At 54.4% G+C, this 20,448-nt stretch carries 16 protein-coding genes; 5 read left to right on the forward strand and 11 right to left on the reverse strand.

Going from position 1 to position 20,448, the window contains the following annotated elements; translation table 11 throughout:
• Positions 1-58 precede the first annotated feature (58 nt).
• From aaeB to aaeX, 3 genes are read right to left on the reverse strand one after another with little or no spacing between them, the layout of a single operon-like run.
• On the reverse strand, positions 59-2,026 hold the full coding sequence (gene aaeB, locus F3J30_RS17725; protein ID WP_166718060.1) for a p-hydroxybenzoic acid efflux pump subunit AaeB: 1,968 nt from the start codon (positions 2,024-2,026) through the stop codon (positions 59-61).
• 5 nt (positions 2,027-2,031) lie between these two features.
• Positions 2,032-2,964 (reverse strand): p-hydroxybenzoic acid efflux pump subunit AaeA, encoded by a 933-nt coding sequence (gene aaeA, locus F3J30_RS17730; RefSeq protein WP_166718061.1) that lies wholly within the window; start codon positions 2,962-2,964, stop codon positions 2,032-2,034.
• Positions 2,965-2,971: 7 nt separating this feature from the next.
• Positions 2,972-3,175: a p-hydroxybenzoic acid efflux pump operon protein AaeX gene (gene aaeX / locus F3J30_RS17735; RefSeq protein WP_003860416.1), complete on the reverse strand. Its 204-nt coding sequence runs from the start codon at positions 3,173-3,175 to the stop codon at positions 2,972-2,974.
• 179 nt (positions 3,176-3,354) lie between these two features.
• Here aaeX and aaeR point away from each other — a divergent pair, with 179 nt between their 5' ends.
• Together aaeR and F3J30_RS17745 are read left to right on the forward strand one after the other, a co-directional pair.
• The gene (aaeR, locus tag F3J30_RS17740; protein ID WP_014071991.1) at positions 3,355-4,281 is read left to right on the forward strand and encodes an HTH-type transcriptional activator AaeR; all 927 of its coding nucleotides are present in this window, start codon (positions 3,355-3,357) and stop codon (positions 4,279-4,281) included.
• Between the two features lie 218 nt (positions 4,282-4,499).
• A complete protein-coding gene (locus F3J30_RS17745; protein WP_014071992.1) occupies positions 4,500-5,114 on the forward strand; it encodes a YagU family protein in 615 nt (204 codons plus the stop codon).
• 49 nt (positions 5,115-5,163) lie between these two features.
• Here the strand turns inward: F3J30_RS17745 and tldD are convergent, their stop codons facing one another.
• The 8 genes from tldD to csrD all read right to left on the reverse strand — a co-directional run bounded on the left by tldD (position 5,164) and on the right by csrD (position 17,433).
• Positions 5,164-6,609 carry a metalloprotease TldD gene (gene tldD, locus F3J30_RS17750; RefSeq protein ID WP_166718062.1) on the reverse strand — a complete coding sequence of 482 codons (1,446 nt, stop codon included), beginning with the start codon at positions 6,607-6,609 and terminating at the stop codon, positions 5,164-5,166.
• Between the two features lie 86 nt (positions 6,610-6,695).
• Positions 6,696-10,496 carry an AsmA2 domain-containing protein YhdP gene (yhdP, locus tag F3J30_RS17755; RefSeq protein WP_166718063.1) on the reverse strand — a complete coding sequence of 1,267 codons (3,801 nt, stop codon included), beginning with the start codon at positions 10,494-10,496 and terminating at the stop codon, positions 6,696-6,698.
• A 43-nt stretch (positions 10,497-10,539) separates the two neighbouring features.
• A complete protein-coding gene (rng, locus tag F3J30_RS17760; RefSeq protein WP_014071995.1) occupies positions 10,540-12,009 on the reverse strand; it encodes a ribonuclease G in 1,470 nt (489 codons plus the stop codon).
• Positions 11,999-12,592 (reverse strand): nucleoside triphosphate pyrophosphatase, encoded by a 594-nt coding sequence (locus F3J30_RS17765; protein ID WP_014071996.1) that lies wholly within the window; start codon positions 12,590-12,592, stop codon positions 11,999-12,001. Before F3J30_RS17765 ends, rng begins: the two co-directional genes overlap by 11 nt.
• Positions 12,593-12,601: 9 nt before the next feature.
• Positions 12,602-13,090: a rod shape-determining protein MreD gene (mreD, locus tag F3J30_RS17770; RefSeq protein WP_014071997.1), complete on the reverse strand. Its 489-nt coding sequence runs from the start codon at positions 13,088-13,090 to the stop codon at positions 12,602-12,604.
• On the reverse strand, positions 13,090-14,106 hold the full coding sequence (gene mreC / locus F3J30_RS17775; protein WP_014071998.1) for a rod shape-determining protein MreC: 1,017 nt from the start codon (positions 14,104-14,106) through the stop codon (positions 13,090-13,092). Before mreC ends, mreD begins: the two co-directional genes overlap by 1 nt.
• 62 nt (positions 14,107-14,168) lie before the next feature.
• The gene (gene mreB, locus F3J30_RS17780; protein ID WP_000913396.1) at positions 14,169-15,212 is read right to left on the reverse strand and encodes a rod shape-determining protein MreB; all 1,044 of its coding nucleotides are present in this window, start codon (positions 15,210-15,212) and stop codon (positions 14,169-14,171) included.
• Between the two features lie 280 nt (positions 15,213-15,492).
• The gene (gene csrD, locus F3J30_RS17785; RefSeq protein ID WP_166718064.1) at positions 15,493-17,433 is read right to left on the reverse strand and encodes an RNase E specificity factor CsrD; all 1,941 of its coding nucleotides are present in this window, start codon (positions 17,431-17,433) and stop codon (positions 15,493-15,495) included.
• Positions 17,434-17,616: 183 nt separating this feature from the next.
• On the opposite strand from csrD, the gene F3J30_RS17790 reads away from it, so the two are divergent.
• The 3 genes from F3J30_RS17790 to msrQ all read left to right on the forward strand — a co-directional run bounded on the left by F3J30_RS17790 (position 17,617) and on the right by msrQ (position 20,270).
• Entirely contained in the window at positions 17,617-18,591 is a 975-nt protein-coding gene (locus tag F3J30_RS17790) for an MDR family oxidoreductase (RefSeq protein ID WP_166718065.1), read from the forward strand.
• A gap of 77 nt (positions 18,592-18,668) precedes the next feature.
• Positions 18,669-19,670, forward strand: coding sequence for a protein-methionine-sulfoxide reductase catalytic subunit MsrP (gene msrP, locus F3J30_RS17795; RefSeq protein WP_166718066.1), 1,002 nt, complete (start codon positions 18,669-18,671; stop codon positions 19,668-19,670).
• Entirely contained in the window at positions 19,671-20,270 is a 600-nt protein-coding gene (gene msrQ / locus F3J30_RS17800; RefSeq protein ID WP_014072002.1) for a protein-methionine-sulfoxide reductase heme-binding subunit MsrQ, read from the forward strand.
• The last annotated feature ends 178 nt before the right edge of the window (positions 20,271-20,448 follow it).

Consider the following 20,448-nt stretch of genomic DNA (forward strand, 5'->3'; position numbering starts at 1 on the left):
CAAGACTAAGTATAGCCACAAAAAAACCGACGCTTTTGGCGTCGGTTTTTTAAGGTAATCAGTTGTCTGTTAGCGCGTTCTGGTAGCGATGAAGCATAAACACCAATCGCTCTACCGGCTCTGTGACCTGCGGTGGCGCTTCCCAGATGCGCAGCTTCTCCTGGTAAATATCCAGCTCTTCCAGCAGCTGCTTAAAGTAGCGGCGGCGTTTGTCATCACTGGAGGCTGAAATGACATGATCGGCGGTGCGGCGCAGCTGGCGGTGAAACGCTGAGAGATCGTCGTTGATCGGCACTGGCGCATTTCGCAAACGCTGGTGCGCGATGATCATCGTTAATGCCAGGCGGAACTTGGCGATGTCGCCAGGGAATTTATTCAGCAGTAAAAACAGCTGCTGATACAGCGCGGGCAAGTGGTTCTCTTTACGCCGCGCGGCGTTGGTGGTCATAGACGATACCGCAGCCGAAACAAACTGATTTAACAACACGCGGCCGGTGCGCGCCTGTGAGTTATCGCGTACCAGCAGAATCACCATCATCGCCAGGAAACAACCCACCAGTTGACCCAACGCGCTGTCGAGGAACTGACTGAAATGGAAGGTCATTGGGTTATCCAGCACAATGATGTTAATGGTGCTCGCCAGCGCCCCCAGAGAACCAATACGGCGCTTCTGTACCTCAATACCAATAAAGAAGGCCAGTACCGCCAGGCTAATACAGAGCAGCAGCATACTTTGCTGGGTCGAAGGGATGATCACCAGGAAATAGAAGGCGCCAATCGGCAAGGCGGCAATGGTCCCGTACAGGAAATCAATCGCCACCATCCGTGGGTTTGGCAGGCGCATTGCCAGCGAGGTGACAACGGCAATCATCACCATGGCACCGCTACCGGAAGTCCAGCCCGTCCAGAGCCAGAACAGCGTGCCAAGCATACAGGCAAGCGTTGTACGCCAGAAGTTAACCATCGCGTGATGCCGCTCGGCGGACTCCGGCTTGATAACCACTTCGCCTTGCAAGACGTCTTCTTCGGTTGCGCTGATTTTGGTGTTGCTGATTACGCCACGTTTGAGCAACAGATAGCGTGTGGCCGCGCCAACCCAGGTATAGATTGTCTCCGGCGTATCGCGTTCACCCGTCCAGGCGATGACCCTGCGCATACGTTTAAGCTGTTTGTGGACATCCTGTACCGTTTCAACCGGCTCATCAAACAGCTCACGGAAAGTATCAGTCACCACTTCCGGGCGCGTGTTCTGGATAAGATAGGTTTCACACGCCTGGGTTATCAGGGTGAGTGATAGCGTATTGATGGCTTTCAGGCGGCGATTAGCACGCGCCCAGCGGGATGACTCCATGTTCAGGTTGCTGCGCATCCCTTCCAGAGCCGCAGTGCGACGCACCAGCCCGCTCCAGGCTTTATCAACCACCTCGCTGTCGCCGTGCTTAATGCACAGCTGCATCAGCTGATACTGCGAAACCAGCAGCGAATCCAGCTCAATATCGACTTCTTGTTTGATTGAACGAGGCGAGAAAAGCAGGTCGGCAACAATAGCGCAGACAATACCAATGACGATTTCACTACAACGCTCCACCGCGAATTGCGGCGCGAGCAGCGGATCGGTCTGAATAGTAATGATGATGATCAGCGCGGTATAACCCGAAAGCCCCCAGGCGTAGGAGTTTTCCACCTTCACAAGGGAAGAGATCCAGGTACAGAAACCGGCCCAGATACAACACACCATCAGCATCAGCAGAGGCGTGCGGATCATCAGAATGATGATTGTTAGCGCCGCAATACAACCGATGAACGTCCCGACAATACGCAACATCCCGCGGTAGCGGATAGCGCCCGAGTAGGGTTCACCGCCCGCAGCAAATGCCGGGCCGGCGGCCACAATCGCCGCCGTCAGCACCGCCCAGCGGGGAGTTTCCAGCTGGAAGTGAAAGCCAACAAACAGCGCCAGCACAATGGCACATGCCAGCTTCACGGCGAAGCGGATGTGCTGGCTGGCGATGGAGAAGATGCCCATAGCGATTAACCAAACTCACGCAGGCGATGTGCGATTTTACGGAAGATAGAATCCTGGCTGGCATCCCGATCTTTTTCGCCGGTAATCACCACCGTGGCGGTTGTCCCCGCAGGCCACAGGTTCCCCTGCTGCTCATCCAGATGAATACGCACCGGCACACGCTGCGCCAGACGCACCCACTCAAGATTGGAATCAACGGTAGCCATGCCTTTCGTGTCGTTGGTGCTGCTGGAGTTAGTGACACCCGCTGCTACGCTGTCCACCGTGCCTTTCAGCACGCGGTTACTGCCAAGTGGAGTAATTTCTGCACGATACCCCGGACGGACGCCCTCAAGCTTGGTTTCTTCCATATAGGCGAGCACGTAGAACGAGTTTTGCTTCACCAGTGCGACCGCGGTGGAACCCCGGGTAATAAACTCACCGGTATAAACATTCAGGTTTGTCACCCAGCCGTCAGAGGGCGCACGGATCACGGTACGCTCCAGATCGAGCTTCGCCAGATCGCGCGTTGCTTCAGCTTTGGCCAGTTGATGCAGCACGGTTTGCAGTACGTTATTGGACTGGTCAATCTCTTCACGAGACATAGCCTGAACACCTAACTGGTTGCGGCGTCCGGCTTCACGACGTTTTTCAGCCGCCAGCGCCTGGTAGTAGGCTACGTCGGCGTCTGCCTCTTCTAAGGCTTTTTGATAACGTGGCTGGTCGATGGTGAACAGCACCTGATCCTTTTTCACCAGCTGGTTATCGTGTACGTTCACCGCAGTGATAAGACCGGCGACATCTGGCGCTATCGCCACCACATCGGCACTAAAGCGCGCATCGCGCGTCCACGGTGATTCGGTGTAATAGACCCAGGCGCGAAAAATAGCGATGAACGCGAGGATAACCAGCGCCATGGTGATGGCGGTGCGGGAGATTTTTCTTGTTAGCGTTTTCACATCGACCTCAGACAAACATGCGCGATATTAGATAAAACAGGCAGCAATACAGCGCGGTATTAAACAATGCAGGATGCCAGACGAAATCGTAGATCCCGGTAGGAACCAGCACCTTGCGCACCAGCCAGAAGATCGCCAGTGATAAAAGAAGTTCGAAGAATATCGGTGGGAACGACAAACCGAACACCACGATAACGGGAAACAGACTCATGTTGACCTTGATTAGAGAGAGTGCAGGCTACAGAATTTTTAAGCACACGCCACCGCAGGAGAGCAAGAAAAGCTGGGCGAGAGTGGCGTAGCCGTTATGTAATTAATAATATATTAACGTAACTGTTATGCTGTTATCTATAATATGTGATCTAAATCACTTTTAAGCCAGAGTGAACAATGGAACGTTTAAAACGCATGTCGGTCTTTGCCAAAGTGGTCGAACTTGGCTCCTTTACTGCCGCTGCCAGGCAGCTCCAGATGAGCGTCTCTTCCATCAGCCAGACGGTTTCTAAACTGGAAGATGAGCTACAGGTAAAACTGTTGAACCGGAGCACTCGCAGCATTGGGCTGACGGAAGCGGGCAAAATTTACTACCAGGGTTGCCGTCGCATGTTGCAGGAAGTGCAGGAAGTGCACGAACAGCTCTATGCCTTTAACAACACGCCCATCGGTACGCTGCGCATCGGTTGTTCTTCAACTATGGCACAAAATGTACTCGCTGGCATGACGGCTGAAATGCTCAAAGAGTACCCGGGATTAACGGTAAATCTGGTCACGGGGATCCCCGCGCCGGATCTTATCGCCGACGGGCTTGATGTGGTGATCCGCGTCGGTGCGTTGCAGGATTCCAGCCTCTTTTCCCGCCGCCTGGGAAGTATGCCTATGGTGGTCTGCGCCTCAAAAAGCTATCTGGCGCAGTATGGCGTCCCGGAAAAACCCGCCGACCTCAGCAACCATTCATGGCTGGAGTACAGCGTTCGCCCGGACAACGAATTCGAGTTGATTGCTCCGGAAGGCCTTTCAACCAAACTGCTGCCGGAAGGGCGGTTTGTCACCAACGATCCGATGACCATCTCGCGCTGGCTGGTTGCAGGTGCCGGGATCGCCTACGTGCCCCTGATGTGGGTGATCAACGAGATCAACAGCGGAGTGCTGGAGATCCTGTTCCCGCGCTATCAGTCCGACCCGCGTCCGGTGTATGCCCTGTATACCGAAAAAGACAAGCTGCCGCTGAAAGTGCAGGTGTGTATTAACTATCTGACGGAGTATTTTGTGGAAGTGGCGGAGCTGTTTCAGGGAATGCGGGGAAGACGCAAAGAGTAATAATTAAATCCTGGAAAGAATATTTGGCATGAATATTTCCGGGATTCTCCAGCCGCATTTCAGGAATTTTCCCGCCCTCCTATCAAGAATAGTTAATTGACACTGCCACCACCCGACATTTACCGTGTAAGCAGTCTGACATTCAGACTGTTATTTTTTTGTTACCAATATGAATAATAAAAATATAATTTTCAGGATTATTTAAACAAGGACCAGAAATGAATCTATTTGAACAAACACCGCCTTCACGCAGGCGCTACGGGCTTGCTGCGTTCATTGGGCTGATCGCAGGGATTGTCTCCGCGTTCGTCAAATGGGGAGCCGAAGTGCCCCTTCCCCCGCGTAGCCCCACCGATTTATTCAGCGGCGCCTGTGGGCCAGAGCAATTAATAAGAGCAGCAAGTCAGATTGATTGCTCTCGCAACTTCTTAAATCCCCCTTATATATTTTTACGCGACTGGCTGGGTGTTGTTGATCCTAACGCGGCGGTTTACACATTTGCCGGGCATATATTTAACTGGGTTGGCGTCACGCATATTATCTTCTCTATCGTCTTCGCCGTAGGTTATTGCATAGTTGCAGAAGTCTTCCCAAAAATTAAACTCTGGCAAGGCCTGCTCGCCGGTGCCCTAGCGCAGCTTTTTGTCCACATGATCTCGTTCCCGCTGATGGGGCTGACACCACCGCTTTTCGAGCTCCCCTGGTATGAGCACGTTTCGGAGATCGTGGGGCATCTGATCTGGTTCTGGTCGATTGAAATTATTCGCCGTGATTTACGTAACCGTATCACTCACGAGCCCGACCCTGAGTTCCCGCGCGGAAACTTACGTTAAAAAAATGGCGCTACCCACAGAGTAGCGCCATTTTTCATGTCGGGTCAGGTCAGGCTGTGCCGCCCACCGTCAGGCTGTCCACTTTCAGCGTTGGCTGGCCTACGCCAACCGGCAGGCTCTGCCCTTCTTTACCGCAGACGCCCACGCCGTTATCCAGCTTCAGATCGTTACCCACCATCGAAATCTGCTGCATGGCTTCAATGCCGGAGCCAATCAGGGTTGCGCCCTTCACGGCTTTGGTCACTTTACCTTTCTCAATCAGATACGCTTCTGAGGTGGAGAAGACAAATTTACCGGAGGTGATATCCACCTGGCCGCCGCCAAAGTTCGGCGCGAAGATACCGTAATCAACAGATTCGATAATTTCCTGCGGTGTGGATTTGCCCGGCAGCATGTAGGTGTTGGTCATACGCGGCATCGGCAGGTGCGCATAAGACTCGCGACGACCGTTACCGGTTGGCGCAACGCCCATCAGGCGCGCGTTCAGTTTGTCCTGCATGTAGCCTTTCAGCACACCGTTTTCGATAAGCACGTTGTACTGGCCCGGCGTACCTTCATCGTCGATAGCCACAGAGCCGCGGCGATCGCGCATCGTGCCGTCATCGACCACGGTGCAAAGCTCAGACGAGACGAGCTGCCCCATCTGGCCACTGAATACGGAAGTGCCACGGCGGTTAAAGTCGCCTTCCAGACCGTGACCCACGGCTTCATGCAGCAGCACGCCCGGCCAGCCAGCCCCCAGCACTACCGGGAATGTCCCGGCAGGCGCAGCAACGGCATTCAGATTCACCAGCGCCATGCGCACGGCTTCTTTGGCCCATGCGTCAGCGCGTGTTTCACCGTCAACATCGCCCAGGAACCAGTCATAACCGAAACGACCACCGCCGCCGCTTGAGCCGCGCTCACGTTTGCCGTCGTCATCGACCTGCACGCTAATGGAAAGACGCACAAGCGGACGCACGTCCGCTGCCAGGGTGCCGTCAGTCGCAGCAACCAGGATTAATTCATAGACTCCGCTCAGGCTGGCAGACACTTCCTGTACACGTTTATCGGCGGCGCGAGCCACTTTGTCCACGCGGCGCAGAATATCCAGCTTCTCTTCGCGGCTCATGCTTTGCAGTGGATCGATGCTGGTATACAGCGGGGAGTGCTGTACTTCACCCAGCGTTTTTACCCGGCCATCGCCAGTGTCACGTACGATGGTACGCGCGGCTTGCGCACTTTGCTCCAGCGCAGCCAGGCTTATCTGATCCGCATACGCAAAACCGGTCTTCTCACCGCTGACGGCACGCACACCAACGCCCTGGTCGATGTTATAAGAGCCATCTTTAATGATGCTGTCTTCTAAAACCCAGGATTCGTGATAGCTCGACTGAAAGTAAAGATCGCCGTAGTCGAGTCGGCGTTCGGTCAGTTGACCAAGAATGGAAAACAGGTCCTGATGGCTCAGGCCGTTCGCTGCCAGCAGATGTTCACTTACCAGGTTCAGACTCATCGTTTTGCTACTCGTTCGTTGCCGCCAAAAGGCGGTAAATAAATTCTTATCAGTTGAGAGTGAGGCAATTAAGCGCCTTCGTCAAATCATTGCTGTGCATCTTTGCGCGGCTGGCGCAGCACTTCATTAATCTGCGGCTTATCAACCGGGCCCGTAATACGGTAACGCAGAATAGAGACTTTACTCCACAGCGGCCCCAGCACTTTACTGGCTGCAAACACCGCCGCGCCGATAATAGGGTTCACCACGAATGCCGTCGCAACGCCTACGGTTGCGGAGATCTCTGGTGCAACCACGGCCTCCATATTCAGCTCGCGGCGAACGAGATCCACCGAACCTTTCATGGCGATATCAGCTTCCAGGCCATCCACCAGCGTGTCGTCCGTGTGCAGCACACCATCTTTGATCCAGGCCGTACTGCGGATGGAATCATAGTAGAAACCTTCGCTGAAGGTATCGCTGAAATCGAAACGCAGCTTACGCAGCAGGGCATCAAAGCTCAGCAGGCGCAGGATCTGCCCTGCATGGCCGGTGCTGACATCTGCGATCTCCCCTTTACCAAAGTTGGTTTTCAGGATGCCGTTCAGAGAAGCTTCGTCTGGTTTCCACGGCGCTGCACGCCAGTGCAAATCGTAGTTCACGTCAAACGAGGAACCACGCAGCGGAGTGCTGATACCAAAGAAGTTGGCCGCCGCATCCAGTTTGTTCCCCTTAATTTGCCCTTTGAGGGATGTACGCTGTTCGCCTGGGTTATTCACCCATTCGCCCTCTGCCGTCAGGCGCCCAAAACCGGTATCCACCAGACCGCCGGAAAGACTTAACGTATTTCCCTGAATCGCTAAATCAGCGTCGATACGGCCATACTTTTGTCCCCACAACCAGCACTCGGCGCAGCGCAGTTGCAGATCGGGCCAGCCGCTGAAATCCACACGCGCAGTGCTGCTGAACGGCGACGAGTTTGCTGACTGATCTTTCCCGGACGCAGTCACCGGGTTGTAGTAGAGGTAGCGGATCGCCGCTTGCCATGGCGCATTATTACGCAGGGTGAGTGTGCCGTTGATCTCCCTGCCCTGCGCCTCGACTTTCGAGCCCGTCGCCGTGGGCTGAGAAACAATGCTGAGGTTATTCCACTGCTGCCCGGCCATCGTCAGCGCCGGGGTGCGCAGGGTAATGGTTTGCGGGAATTGCGCAGCGTCGTCGACATTTTGCCCGACACCTTTCTGGAACAGAGCCAGCCATTCAGCACCATCCATCGGTGGCAGATTCAGCTCGATGCCTGATTGTTCCGGCAATGGCGGGATGGTGCGGCTGTCCGTGGTCCAGATGGCTTTATCAAGGGTAAGCTTGCGGTTCAGCAGCCAGCGGCTATTAAAGTGGTTCGTGCCGTTCGCATTGCCAGTCAGCTCAAAGCTGTTCAGGTTGCCATCCACGTTAAGTTTCACCGGCAGCGACTGGCCGGCTTTCTTATTCAGCGGCGCCGGAAGGTCACTGCTGAGGTTTTTCAGGTCGCCGGTAATGTCGACGTTATACCGCGCGCTGGCGTGATACGGCAGCTCAATGCCAACCTTACCCTTCCAGGACACTGCGCCGTTGATGGCGCCCGCAATCGGCTTTGGTAACACGTCCATGCGGGATGGCTGCCAGCTGGCGTCCATATTGACGGCCACCTGATAGGCTTTTTCACCCTCAGTGGTCGAAAAATCAATGTTAACCGGCTGATTGAACCAGCTCGCCTTCAGCGGGTCACTCTTCAGATTGCCGTTCTCAAAGCTGAACTGCCCGGTGAGGTTTTTCAGGGTGCTATTAAGCGGTTTGATAAACAGGCTGTTGTTATTAAGCCGGACGTCGCCTTTAGCGGTGGTCATCTTCCCGTCCAGCGGGATGTCCAGATGTAAGCGAGCATTCACATCGCCATCAAGTTGCAACTCCTGAAGGGTAGCGGCCAGGGACTCTTTCAGCGGCGTCTCTTCAAAGTAAGGACCAACGGCTTTACCTGGACCGTTGATATCCGCATCAATGAGCAGTTTTTCTTTCGAATAGTCCGGGATGTTCGCCGTCAGGTTGCTGGCGGTCACGCCTCCAAGCCCTACGCTTGCCGACTTCATCCACAGCCCGTCATTGAGGAAGTTAAGCTCAATATCGAGGTTTTTCAGCGCAGGCCAGTTCGGCTGGAAGGCAAAGGTGGCGTTGTGCAAAGGCACCAGCACCTGGAACTGCCCTTCATTATGTTTGTACGGGAAAAGATGCGGGTTGCCGCCATACACCAGCGTGGCGTTATCGGCCTGGCCGCCCTGGATCGCGCCGCTCAGGTAATCCACCAGCTCTTTGCCCATCAGGTTTTCCGGGAAATAGCGCCAGGCCTGAGAGCCATCGTCAGTGCTAATACCGGCCAGGATGCCAAGCCAGGGTTCATCGCCCTCCGGCTGCAAATAACGGAAGTCACCGCGGGCATGTACCGCTTTGGCTTTCACATCAATATTGCGTCCATCCAGCTGGAAGCCTTTATCATTTTTGAGCCAGTTAAGCGTGGCGGTGCCTTTTTCTATCTCCAGCGGGGCGCGGAATACCGTTTCGTATGGCATTTTGGCGTCGGCCATTTCAGCCGTCAGCCTGCCGTCCTCAACGCTGCCTTCCAGCTTGCCGCTAAAGTGCTGCGCGCCTGGCAGCAGTTTCCACTGTTTCCAGGCCAGGTCTTTCCATGTCGCCTGGAAGCGGGTTTTTTCTGTGGCCTGTAAGGGGATATCCAGCGCCAGCGTCTCTATCTGCCCGCTTGGCTGTGTTGCCAGCCAGATGTCACCCAAATCAGGAGAGAGTTTGGCCGCCATTGAGCGCAGTCCTTCGACTGCGGCCAGATCCAGATTGCTGGCGCGGATGCGTAACTCATCGCTACGTTTACTGCTTGTCCCGCCAACATCCTGCTCGGGTATCCAGGCCAGCGCCAGCGCGCCACGCGGCCAGGGTTTGCTGTCCATGGTGATGCGTGTATCCGGGATAACGAATTGCCAGCCGTTCTGTACTTTGGTGACGTGTGCGGTCAGGTTATCAACGGATAGCTGATGCTGCTCGTTTTCCCCTTTCCAGCTCCCGCCCCCTTGTTTCAGCCAGATATCACCGCTGGCGAATTCGCCTTTGGTCAGAGTCATCCAGCCTTCCAGACTAAAACGGGCGGTTTCCAGCTGCATGTTTTGCTGTAACCAGTCGCCCAGCCAGGGCTTCACATCCACATCATCGGCTTGCAGCCAGACCTTGCCATTGTTCAGCAGACCATTGTCATCGCGCAGATCCATCCGCACCTGCATCACGCCATGCTGCCCGTTCAGGCTGGAGAGGTTAACCTGCCCTTCGGCGCGATGTCGGTCTTTGCCGTTAAGCCAGGTCAGCTGTGGAATGGCCAGCTCAGCGCGCTGGCCGGAGAGCGTAATAAAGCTCACTTCGCTGTCGCGCAGATCGAAATGATCGAACTGGCGCAGGAAGAGATCGCTTATCCGGTTGGTTTCGATACCCTGGCTACTGTCACCACTGCGCAGTGGGGTGTTGGTCAGAAACTGGAGCTGATAAAAGGTGAGATCGCGAAACTGCCAGCGAAGATGCAGCAAGCTTTGCCAGACATCCAGCGCCAGAGTCACACGTTTGATTTTCAGATAGCCGCCATCTTTCAGGCTGGCATTGATATCCCGCACATCGAGCGTCGGGCCGAAGTTTTGCCAGTTGGCGCTAACCTGGCTCACGTCCACCGGCACGCCGGTGGTGGATTCGATTTTCGCCAGCACCTGCGGGCGCCAGCTGTCAAGATGCGGTAAAACGAGGCGCAGCCCGCTCACGAGCAACGCGACAATCACGACAAGCGTTGCCCCTGTAAGCAGTAAAATCCCCGGCAATCGCCTCACGCATCTCTCCTTGTCAGCCTTTGGTCTCGCAGCGTACTGCGTCTTACATCATGACTACGTCAAACTGCTCCTGGTTATAGAGCGGCTCGATTTGCACTTTAACCTGTTTGCCGACAAAGATTTCCACTTCCGCCAGCGCGTGCGACTCTTCACCTTTGAGGGCCTCAGCCACCGCAGGGGAAGCATAGACCAGAAAACGGTCAGAGTCGTAGGCGTGATGGACACGTACAACTTCACGCATGATTTCGTAACAGACAGTCTCCACCGTCTTTACGGTGCCGCGACCGTGACAGGTCGGGCATTCATTACACAGCACGTGCTCTACGCTTTCGCGGGTACGCTTACGCGTCATTTCCACCAGACCCAGCTGTGAGAAGCCGTTGATACTGGTTTTCACGCGATCTTTACTCAGCGCCTGCTCCAGCGAGTGCAGTACGCGGCGGCGGTGATCTTCATTATTCATATCGATAAAGTCGATGATGATAATGCCGCCCAGATTCCGCAGACGAAGCTGGCGCGCGATAGCCTGCGTCGCTTCGATGTTGGTATTGAAAATGGTGTCGTCCAGATTACGATGGCCAACAAAGGCCCCGGTGTTGATATCCACCGTGGTCATGGCTTCGGTCTGATCGATAATCAGATAACCGCCCGATTTCAGCTCAACCTTGCGCTCAAGCGCGCGCTGGATTTCGTTCTCTACGTCATAGAGATCGAAAATCGGCTGGCGGCCGGAGTAGTGCTCCAGCAGACCGGGCATTTCCGGGATATATTCAGCGGTAAACTCCAGCAGCGCTTCATACGTCAGGCGGGAGTCAACACGAATTCTGTCGAGCTGCGCATCGGCAAAGTCGCGCAACACGCGCTGAGCGAGCGCCAGTTCGCCGTACAGCTGATAACGGGTCTGGTTGCGTTTTTTACGCTCCATCACCTTGGTCCAGACGCGTTTCAGGTAGGCCGCATCAGACGCCAGATCCTCTTCGCTGATCCCTTCTGCCGCAGTACGGATGATAAATCCGCCCTGTTCGTCGCAGTAGGCGCTCACCACTTTTTTCAGGCGTTCGCGTTCGCTTTCGCTCTCAATGCGCTGCGAGACACCAACGTGCGAAGCACCCGGCATAAAGACCAGATAACGGGAAGGAAGCGTGATGTCGGTCGTCAGGCGTGCGCCTTTGGTGCCCAGAGGATCTTTCACCACCTGCACCATCAGATCCTGACCCTGACGTACCAGCTCGGAGATATCGCGGACGGCAAACTGTTTTTGCTCTTCGCCTGCAACGCACTCGGTGTGCGGCATGATATCGGAGGCATGTAAAAATGCCGCCTTATCCAGTCCAATATCTACAAAAGCCGCCTGCATACCCGGTAGTACACGACTGACACGACCTTTGTAGATATTGCCTACTATTCCGCGCCGCGCTTCACGCTCAATATGAATTTCCTGAAGAATGCCACCATCAATGTAGGCCACACGGGTTTCCGATGGCGTTACGTTTACCAACAATTCAGCCGTCATAATTATCCCTTCCCTCACGCAGTGAGTTAAAATTGCTCAGCAACTCATACGTTTCCACCAGCGGTAAGCCGACTACGGCGTGATAGCTGCCATTAATCTTCCTGACAAAACAGCCACCCAACCCTTGAATACCGTATGCACCTGCTTTATCCATTGGTTCACCGCTGGCGATATACGCGGCGATCTCGTCGTCGGTAAGCACTCTGAACGTGACGTCCGTGACCACCAGGCAATCCAGTACGTCCTGGCTATCAGCCAGCGCCACTGCGGTCATCACCTGATGAGTTTGTCCGGACATCTTGCGCAGCATTCGCGCCGCATGTTCTGCGTCGCGGGGTTTCTCAAGGACTTCACCGTTTAGAATGACGATGGTATCTGCCCCCAGCACCGGTAAATCACGCGGCACAAGCGCCACACCAGCACGCGCTTTTTCACGTGCAAGGCGGGAAACATACTGCTGGGCGCTTTCACCCTCAGCACGTTTTTCTTCAATGCCGGTAACGATGCGTTCAAAGGAGACGCCCAATTGCGTGAGCAACTCCTGACGACGCGGTGAACCAGAGGCAAGATATACAGACGTCATAGAAACCTTTTATTGCACGGCAAACTGCTGACGAACTTTACGCATCAGCAGGAACAGCCACGGCCAGAGCACACCATTCACTACACTACTCCAGAACACTTCCGGTCGGAAAGAGACATTGATCACTAAAAACTCTGCCCAGAAAACAACGATATCCGCAGCAAGCGACAACAACATCACCACCAGCGCCTGTTGCCAGAGCGCGAGGTTACGAAAGAGCTGGAATTTGAGTGCGACGAGGTACGCAATAATGCTCATGGATAAGGCGCGCACGCCAAGCGTAGAGCCACTAATGAGATCCAGTATGGCACCCATCACAAAACCTGTGCCGACATTTACGCGGTGCGGCAGGGCCAGGATCCAGTAGAGCAAAATGAGCAATACCCAGTTTGGCCGGAAGACAAGGATGTCGTCCGGCCAGGGCATAATTTGCAGCAACAGTGCTATGAGAAACGAGAGCCAGATAACCCAGCGTCCCTGGCTACGATAACTTGCCACTACTGCCCTCCCTGGGAGAGTCGTGGTGGCGGTGGCGCATCCGGTGGAGGCTGCGTTAATCCCGTAGCAGGAGCAGGGACTGGCGCAGGTGGCCCCATAGAGTCTGCTGGCGGAAGCACCTGCGGCATCATTTGCATCAGGCGTTCATTCGCAACACGGTGAACCTCTTCCGGGGTCATCGGGTTAGTGCCGTTACGATCGGCGCCCCACAGAAGCAGCAAATAGCGCAAACGCTGTAAACCGGCCGTTGGACGAGCCTGAATCACGGTGTAAGCACGCTGAGTATCCAGCTTCACAGACGAGACAACCCCAACCGGATAGCCTTCAGGGAAGCGTCCGCCAAGGCCGGATGTCACCAGCACATCGCCCACACGAATATCCGTGTTGGCTGGCAGGTGTTCCAGTTGCAGATCGTCCGTACAGCCGTTACCGGCCGCGATCACACGGATGTCGTTACGGAGTACCTGAATCGGCAGTGCATGGGTTGCATCGCAAATCAGCAGGACGCGGCTGGTCAGTTTCGCGACCGCCACAACCTGGCCGACAACACCTTTATCACTGATGACAGGCTGGCCTTCATAAACCCCGTTGACGCTACCTTTGTCGATCACCACCTGATCGCTGTAAGGATCGTTTACGGTGGAGATAACCTGGGTCACCATTTTCTGCTCGTCCTGACGCAGCGGCGAGCCAAGCAGTTCACGCAGACGCGCGTTTTCCTGCTTATATTGCCCAAGCATCAGCAGCTCGCTATTTTTCAGCAGCAGTTCCTGACGTAACGCCCGGTTTTCAAGTTCGAGCTGGTCACGTGAAGACAGCGTTTGAGAAACGGAGTCGAGTAATTCACGGGGACCATTTGATACAAAGTAGAAAGGACTGACGGCGGTATCCATGTACGTTCTGATTTGGCTGAACGTACCGAGGCGGCTATCGGCAATAATGACACCAAGCGCCACCAGAACCGCCAGGATCAGGCGAAACTGTAGCGATGGGCCACGGCTAAAAATTGGCTTCATAGGCTATGCGTATTCTCGCGTCAGAGAGAAAGGGTAGCCATTCGCTACCCTTTCACAACCGACTACTCTTCGCTGAACAAGTCGCCGCCGTGCATGTCGATCATTTCCAGCGCCTTGCCACCACCACGGGCGACGCAAGTCAGTGGATCTTCTGCAACTACGACAGGAATACCTGTCTCTTCCATTAACAGGCGGTCGAGGTTACGCAGCAGCGCACCACCACCGGTCAGCACCATACCGCGCTCTGAGATGTCAGAAGCCAGTTCTGGTGGGCACTGTTCCAGGGCAACCATTACCGCGCTCACGATACCGGTCAGCGGCTCTTGCAGCGCTTCGAGGATTTCGTTGGAGTTCAGGGTAAAGCCACGTGGAACGCCTTCAGCCAGGTTACGACCACGAACTTCGATTTCGCGAACTTCGTCACCTGGGTAAGCAGAACCGATTTCGTGCTTGATACGCTCTGCGGTGGCTTCACCGATCAGAGAGCCGTAGTTACGGCGCACATAATTAATAATGGCTTCGTCGAAGCGGTCACCACCGATACGTACGGAAGAGGAGTAAACCACACCGTTCAGGGAGATAACGGCCACTTCAGTGGTACCACCACCGATATCAACCACCATAGAACCGGTCGCTTCAGACACAGGCAGACCCGCACCGATTGCCGCAGCCATTGGCTCTTCAATCAGGAACACTTCACGCGCACCAGCACCCTGAGCGGATTCACGGATCGCACGACGTTCTACCTGCGTTGCACCAACGGGCACACACACCAGAACACGCGGGCTTGGACGCATGAAGCTGTTGCTGTGAACCTGCTTGATGAAGTGCTGAAGCATTTTTTCAGTCACGAAGAAGTCAGCAATAACACCGTCTTTCATTGGGCGGATCGCGGCGATGTTGCCTGGGGTACGACCCAGCATCTGCTTCGCATCATGACCCACAGCAGCCACGCTTTTTGGCGAGCCGGCACGGTCCTGACGAATGGCCACAACGGAAGGCTCATTCAATACGATGCCTTGTCCTTTTACATAAATAAGGGTATTCGCGGTACCCAGGTCAATGGACAGGTCATTGGAAAACATGCCACGAAATTTTTTCAACATACTAAGGGATAATCCTGAAAGCTGGGGCGGAAAACAAAATCCGCTTACTTTACCAACCACACGCAGCAGCGACAAGGCGCAAAAATCGTCTGCTACGGTGAAAATTAGTGCAGTACGTTTCCTTTGTTACAAATTCATCCCCTGAGTCCATCAGGGCTGAGTAAACAGTAGCGTCCCTCACTTTCATTTGTAACCAGTCAAAGGTCGTTCACTGGCTTTTGCTCGTCATACTCAAAGCTACAGGCGCGATATTCTACGTGAAAACAAATTAAACGGCAGGTCAAACAGAGTATCTTTGCAAATATTTTTTCACATTGGTGTCAAGAGGCTGAGAGGACGCAAAAAAATCGCCCTGACCGCCCGCAACACCGCGCTCTGTCAACATCTGCCATTCGCCTCTGGAGCGCACGCCGGTGGCAAATACTTGTGTTCGCGTTCCTTTGCACGCTTCAACCAGGCTCTGAACCAGAAGCTGATTTTCCGTGCGTTTTTCGATATTCCTTACCAGCCCTGGATGAAGCTTCAATAATTCGACATCCAGTTCCTTGATCCAGCTGGTGCTGACCAGCGTCAGGCCCGCCTGCGTGACCGCCACACGAGCGCCGAGCGCATTCATCAAACGTACCACCGGGCGTAACCGGCTGATGTGTTGACCTACATCCGCCTCAGCAAGTTCAAAAATAATGCGTTTGCGTTGCGATTTTTCGCATTGCATTAATACATCGCGTAGCCAGCGCTGAAAACGCGGGCGAATCAAAGACTCGACGGTGACCTGTAACGCCAGGTTTTCCTCAGGCCAAAACGTTAAGAAAGGAATAAGCCGCGTAATTTGCTGGCGGTCGTACTCTTCTGATAACCCAAATTGCAGCACCATCGGCAGATACTCTGCCGAAATCACCTCTTCCGTACCGTCGAAAATACGGCACATCAGTTCACGGTGATGTACATGACCGTCTTTCATGACCGCCGGTTTTTGATAAATACGTGGCCCGCCGCGACTCAGCATTTGCTCAATCAGCGTCCGCCAGCGCACATTCCCGCGCCCTTTTTCCGGCAGCGAATCATCATATACGGCCCACCCGTTCGCTCCTTGCAACACAGCGTTGCGGGTAGCGGCTTCCGCATGTTCCATGACCTGTTCAGTCGATTGCCCGCCGCGCCAGGCGCAGATACCAATATGGACCATGTCATCCCTGTCGAGCATTTTACTTTGCGGCAGGGCATCAACAGCTTTAAGCAGTTGACCTGCAATACTTTCCGACTCTTTTAGCGTGCGGTGCGGCAACAGCACGGCAAAATCGCTGCGGTGATAGCGCGCCAGCAGCGAGCCAGGATAGCGCATAATAAAGGTCGACAGCAGGTTGATAAGGACAAAGAGATTATCTTCCGCCACGGCCCGTCCCCAGTTGTCACGTAGCAGATCAAAATCGGGCAGGCGGATCATCATCACGACCCCGTGCGTACCCACTTTTTCAGGGTCATCCAGCAGCGTAGCCAGCTGATTATCAAAGAAGAGACGGTTATTCAGACCGGTTTTATTGTCCTGCGCGGCGTAAGAGCGAATCAGAGTATCCATCCGACTGCGCTGATCGCTGGCAAACTGGATCTCCGAAAGCAGCACGTCCAGAGCGCTGCTGGTGCGCGACGGCCATTCGTAGATTGACCCGCGAACCTGCGGACCACGTTCACCGTTTAAAATGCGTACCGAGCGATTTTCCAGCAATTCCTGCCCTGAAAGCTGACGACGCTGCCAGCGCACGGCCAGAAAAATCAGCAACACAATAAACCCGACCGCCAGCGTGAGCGGCGCGGTGGTCATTAAAGAGCGGAAGTAATTTGCCATCGGATCCTGGTAAACCAGTTTGATGGTCATACCTGGATTTTTCAGCGAGTGGACTGTCACTTCACGATACTGATTCATCATGCCTGCCGGACGGTAGCTTCCCTGTCGGGCATGGCTGAAGACGAGCGAATTCCCCTGGCGGATGTCTATCTGGACGATATCAACCGGTACCATAATTTCATCCAGCTCACGCGACAGGGTCGGCAGTGGCGTGGTCACCAGACGCGTATCAATGACTGATGCCACAGACTGGATACGGTTTACCAGCTTGTCCTGAATGGCGTTATAAAAACTCAGGGAACAGCCGATAAGCGTGACAAAGATGGTGAGCCCCGTCAGCAGCGTGATAAAAGCCGAGAATTTCGTCGTTAATCGCATCCTTGAGATTACTCCGTGGGTTGATGGGGTAGCGAGTAAGCGCTAACTTGCATTTCAAATGCGGCATACTACCAAACCTGGTGTATCTGGCAATTTATTGCGTTAAATCGGCATTGGCTTTCAATGAGCGAGTATAGTCTTCAGAAAATTTTTTCCAATCATCATACGTAGTGAGGACCCTGTATGCAGGCTTTGATCTTAGAACAGCAGGACGGCAAAACGCTTGCCTCGGTGCAAACCATTGAAGAGAACCGTCTGCCGGAAGGTGACGTAACCGTCGACATCGACTGGTCCAGCCTGAATTATAAGGATGCGCTGGCCATCACCGGCAAAGGCAAAATCATCCGTAATTTCCCGATGGTTCCAGGTATCGATTTCGCGGGCCGTGTGCATACGAGCGAAGATCCTCGCTTCCATGCTGGGCAGCAGGTGCTGCTCACCGGCTGGGGCGTTGGCGAAAACCACTGGGGTGGTCTTGCGGCGCAGGCCCGGGTGAAAGGCGACTGGCTGGTGCCGATGCCGACAGGTCTGGATGGCCGTAAAGCGATGATCATTGGCACCGCAGGCTTTACCGCCATGCTCTGCGTGATGGCGCTGGAAGATGCCGGTATTCGTCCTGAATCAGGTGAAATCGTTGTCACCGGGGCCAGCGGTGGCGTGGGCAGTACGGCCGTGACGCTGCTGCACAAATTAGGCTACCAGGTTGCTGCCGTATCAGGACGTGAAAGCACCCACGACTACCTGCGCCAGCTGGGCGCAAACCGTATTCTGGGACGTGACGAATTTGCCGAAACCCGTCCGCTGGAAAAACAGATCTGGGCTGGTGCGGTCGATACCGTGGGCGACAAAGTGCTGGCAAAAGTGCTGGCGCAAATGAACTACGGCGGTTGTGTAGCGGCCTGCGGCCTGGCGGGTGGATTTGCCCTGCCAACCACCGTCATGCCATTTATTCTGCGCAATGTGCGTTTACAGGGGGTAGATTCCGTCATGACCCCTGCGGCGCGTCGTGCAGAAGCCTGGGAACGCCTGTCGCGTGACCTGCCAGAATCGTTCTACGCCCAGAGCGCAACCGAAATCAGCCTTAGCCAGGCACCGGAATATGCCAATAAGATCATGGATAACCAGTTCCACGGCCGCGCGCTGGTGAAAATTGTCTAATCTTCAAATTTTCGTGACATATTCGCGCTAACCCTTCTCCTCCGTCATGCTTAGAAAAACGCATGACGGAGGATGCCATGAAAACCAGAAAACTGACGGAAGCCGACGTAACGTCCGAGTCTGTCTTTATGTTACAGCGCCGCCAGATCCTGAAAATGCTTGGCATCAGCGCAACCGCCCTGACACTCTCACCGGCAGCCCATGCCGACCTGCTTGACTGGTTTAAAGGCAACGATCGCCCGAAAGCCCCTTCCGGTGCGCCACTCACCTTTACCAAACCGGCGGAATGGCAAAACAAACTCACGTTAACACCTGAAGACAAAGTCACCGGTTACAACAACTTCTACGAGTTTGGTCTGGATAAGGCCGACCCGGCAGCCAACGCGGGCGGCATGAAAACCGATCCCTGGACGTTGAAAATTGACGGCGAGGTCGCAAAGCCCCTGACCCTGGATCACCACGACCTGACCACCCGTTTCCCGCTGGAAGAACGCATTTACCGGATGCGCTGTGTCGAAGCCTGGTCGATGGTCGTACCCTGGGTGGGATTCCCGCTGCATAAGCTGCTGGAGATGGTTGAGCCCACCAGCAATGCAAAATATGTCGCTTTTCAGACGCTCTACTCACCTGATGAGATGCCCGGCCAGAAGGACCGGTTTATCGGCGGTGGGCTGGATTATCCTTATGTAGAAGGGTTGCGCCTCGATGAAGCCATGCATCCGCTCACCCTGCTTACGGTAGGTGTGTACGGTAAAGCTCTCCCGCCACAAAACGGCGCACCTATTCGCTTAACCGTACCGTGGAAATACGGATTTAAAGGGATTAAATCGATTGTCAGTATTAAGCTCACCCGTGAACGCCCTCCTACCACCTGGAATCTGGCCGCGCCCGATGAGTACGGTTTTTTTGCCAATGTGAATCCGCATGTGGATCACCCTCGCTGGTCACAGGCCACAGAACGTTTTATCGGCTCAGGCGGCGCGCTGGACGTTAAGCGTCAGCCAACGCTGCTGTTTAACGGCTATGCTGATGAGGTCGCTTCTCTGTATCGCGGCCTGAATTTACGGGAGAATTTTTAAGTGCGGTTAAGCGTAAAACAGATAACCTGGCTCAAGGTCATTTTGCACTTAGCGGGATTGCTTCCTTTTATCTGGCTGTTTTGGGCAGCCAGTCACGGATACTTCAGCGCCGACCCGGCAAAGGATATTCAACACTTTACCGGTAGGATGGCTCTGAAATTTCTGCTGGCCACCTTGCTGGTTTCGCCTTTAGCGCGCTACGCTAAACAGCCATTATTGATACGTACCCGTCGGCTTTTAGGGCTATGGTGTTTTGCCTGGGCGACGCTGCACCTCACCAGCTATGCGCTGCTTGAGCTGGGTATTAACAATCTGGCATTGCTGGGTCGTGAGCTGGTTACGCGTCCTTATCTGACGTTAGGTATCGTCAGCTGGCTGATTTTACTGGCACTGACGCTGACCTCGACGCAATTTGCGCAGCGAAAACTGGGCAGGCGTTGGCAACTGCTGCACAACTTCGTCTATCTTGTCGCGATCCTCGCTCCCATACATTACCTATGGTCGGTGAAGATTTTATCCCCGCAACCCATCATCTACGCCCTGCTCGCACTGGCTCTTTTAGCGTGGCGTTACAAGAAGTTCCGCCAGTGGATGAGATAGTTCGCGAAACTGTGCGTTTTCCCGCAGATTACTTATCCGCCGCGACTCTTTTTCGGATAGCGGTTGATAATCTTCCCTGATAAGACCAGTATTTAGCTGCCAAATGCTACGAAATCGTTATAATGTGCGACCTTGGTTTTCCTGACAGGGGTTTTAGGCCTCTGAAAAGGTGACAATC

The organism is Enterobacter sp. Tr-810 (assembly GCF_011752765.1).
GTDB classification, from domain to species: Bacteria; Pseudomonadota; Gammaproteobacteria; order Enterobacterales; family Enterobacteriaceae; genus Enterobacter; species Enterobacter soli.

Excerpts from the sequence above, each read along its gene's own strand:
- aaeB (WP_166718060.1), bottom strand. The coding sequence starts at position 2,026 with ATGGGCATCTTCTCCATCGCCAGCCAGCACATCCGCTTCGCCGTGAAG.
- aaeX (WP_003860416.1), bottom strand. The coding sequence starts at position 3,175 with ATGAGTCTGTTTCCCGTTATCGTGGTGTTCGGTTTGTCGTTCCCACCG.
- aaeR (WP_014071991.1), top strand. The coding sequence starts at position 3,355 with ATGGAACGTTTAAAACGCATGTCGGTCTTTGCCAAAGTGGTCGAACTT.
- F3J30_RS17745 (WP_014071992.1), top strand. The coding sequence starts at position 4,500 with ATGAATCTATTTGAACAAACACCGCCTTCACGCAGGCGCTACGGGCTT.
- tldD (WP_166718062.1), bottom strand. The coding sequence starts at position 6,609 with ATGAGTCTGAACCTGGTAAGTGAACATCTGCTGGCAGCGAACGGCCTG.
- rng (WP_014071995.1), bottom strand. The coding sequence starts at position 12,009 with ATGACGGCTGAATTGTTGGTAAACGTAACGCCATCGGAAACCCGTGTG.
- F3J30_RS17765 (WP_014071996.1), bottom strand. The coding sequence starts at position 12,592 with ATGACGTCTGTATATCTTGCCTCTGGTTCACCGCGTCGTCAGGAGTTG.
- mreC (WP_014071998.1), bottom strand. The coding sequence starts at position 14,106 with ATGAAGCCAATTTTTAGCCGTGGCCCATCGCTACAGTTTCGCCTGATC.
- mreB (WP_000913396.1), bottom strand. The coding sequence starts at position 15,212 with ATGTTGAAAAAATTTCGTGGCATGTTTTCCAATGACCTGTCCATTGAC.
- csrD (WP_166718064.1), bottom strand. The coding sequence starts at position 17,433 with ATGCGATTAACGACGAAATTCTCGGCTTTTATCACGCTGCTGACGGGG.
- F3J30_RS17790 (WP_166718065.1), top strand. The coding sequence starts at position 17,617 with ATGCAGGCTTTGATCTTAGAACAGCAGGACGGCAAAACGCTTGCCTCG.
- msrP (WP_166718066.1), top strand. The coding sequence starts at position 18,669 with ATGAAAACCAGAAAACTGACGGAAGCCGACGTAACGTCCGAGTCTGTC.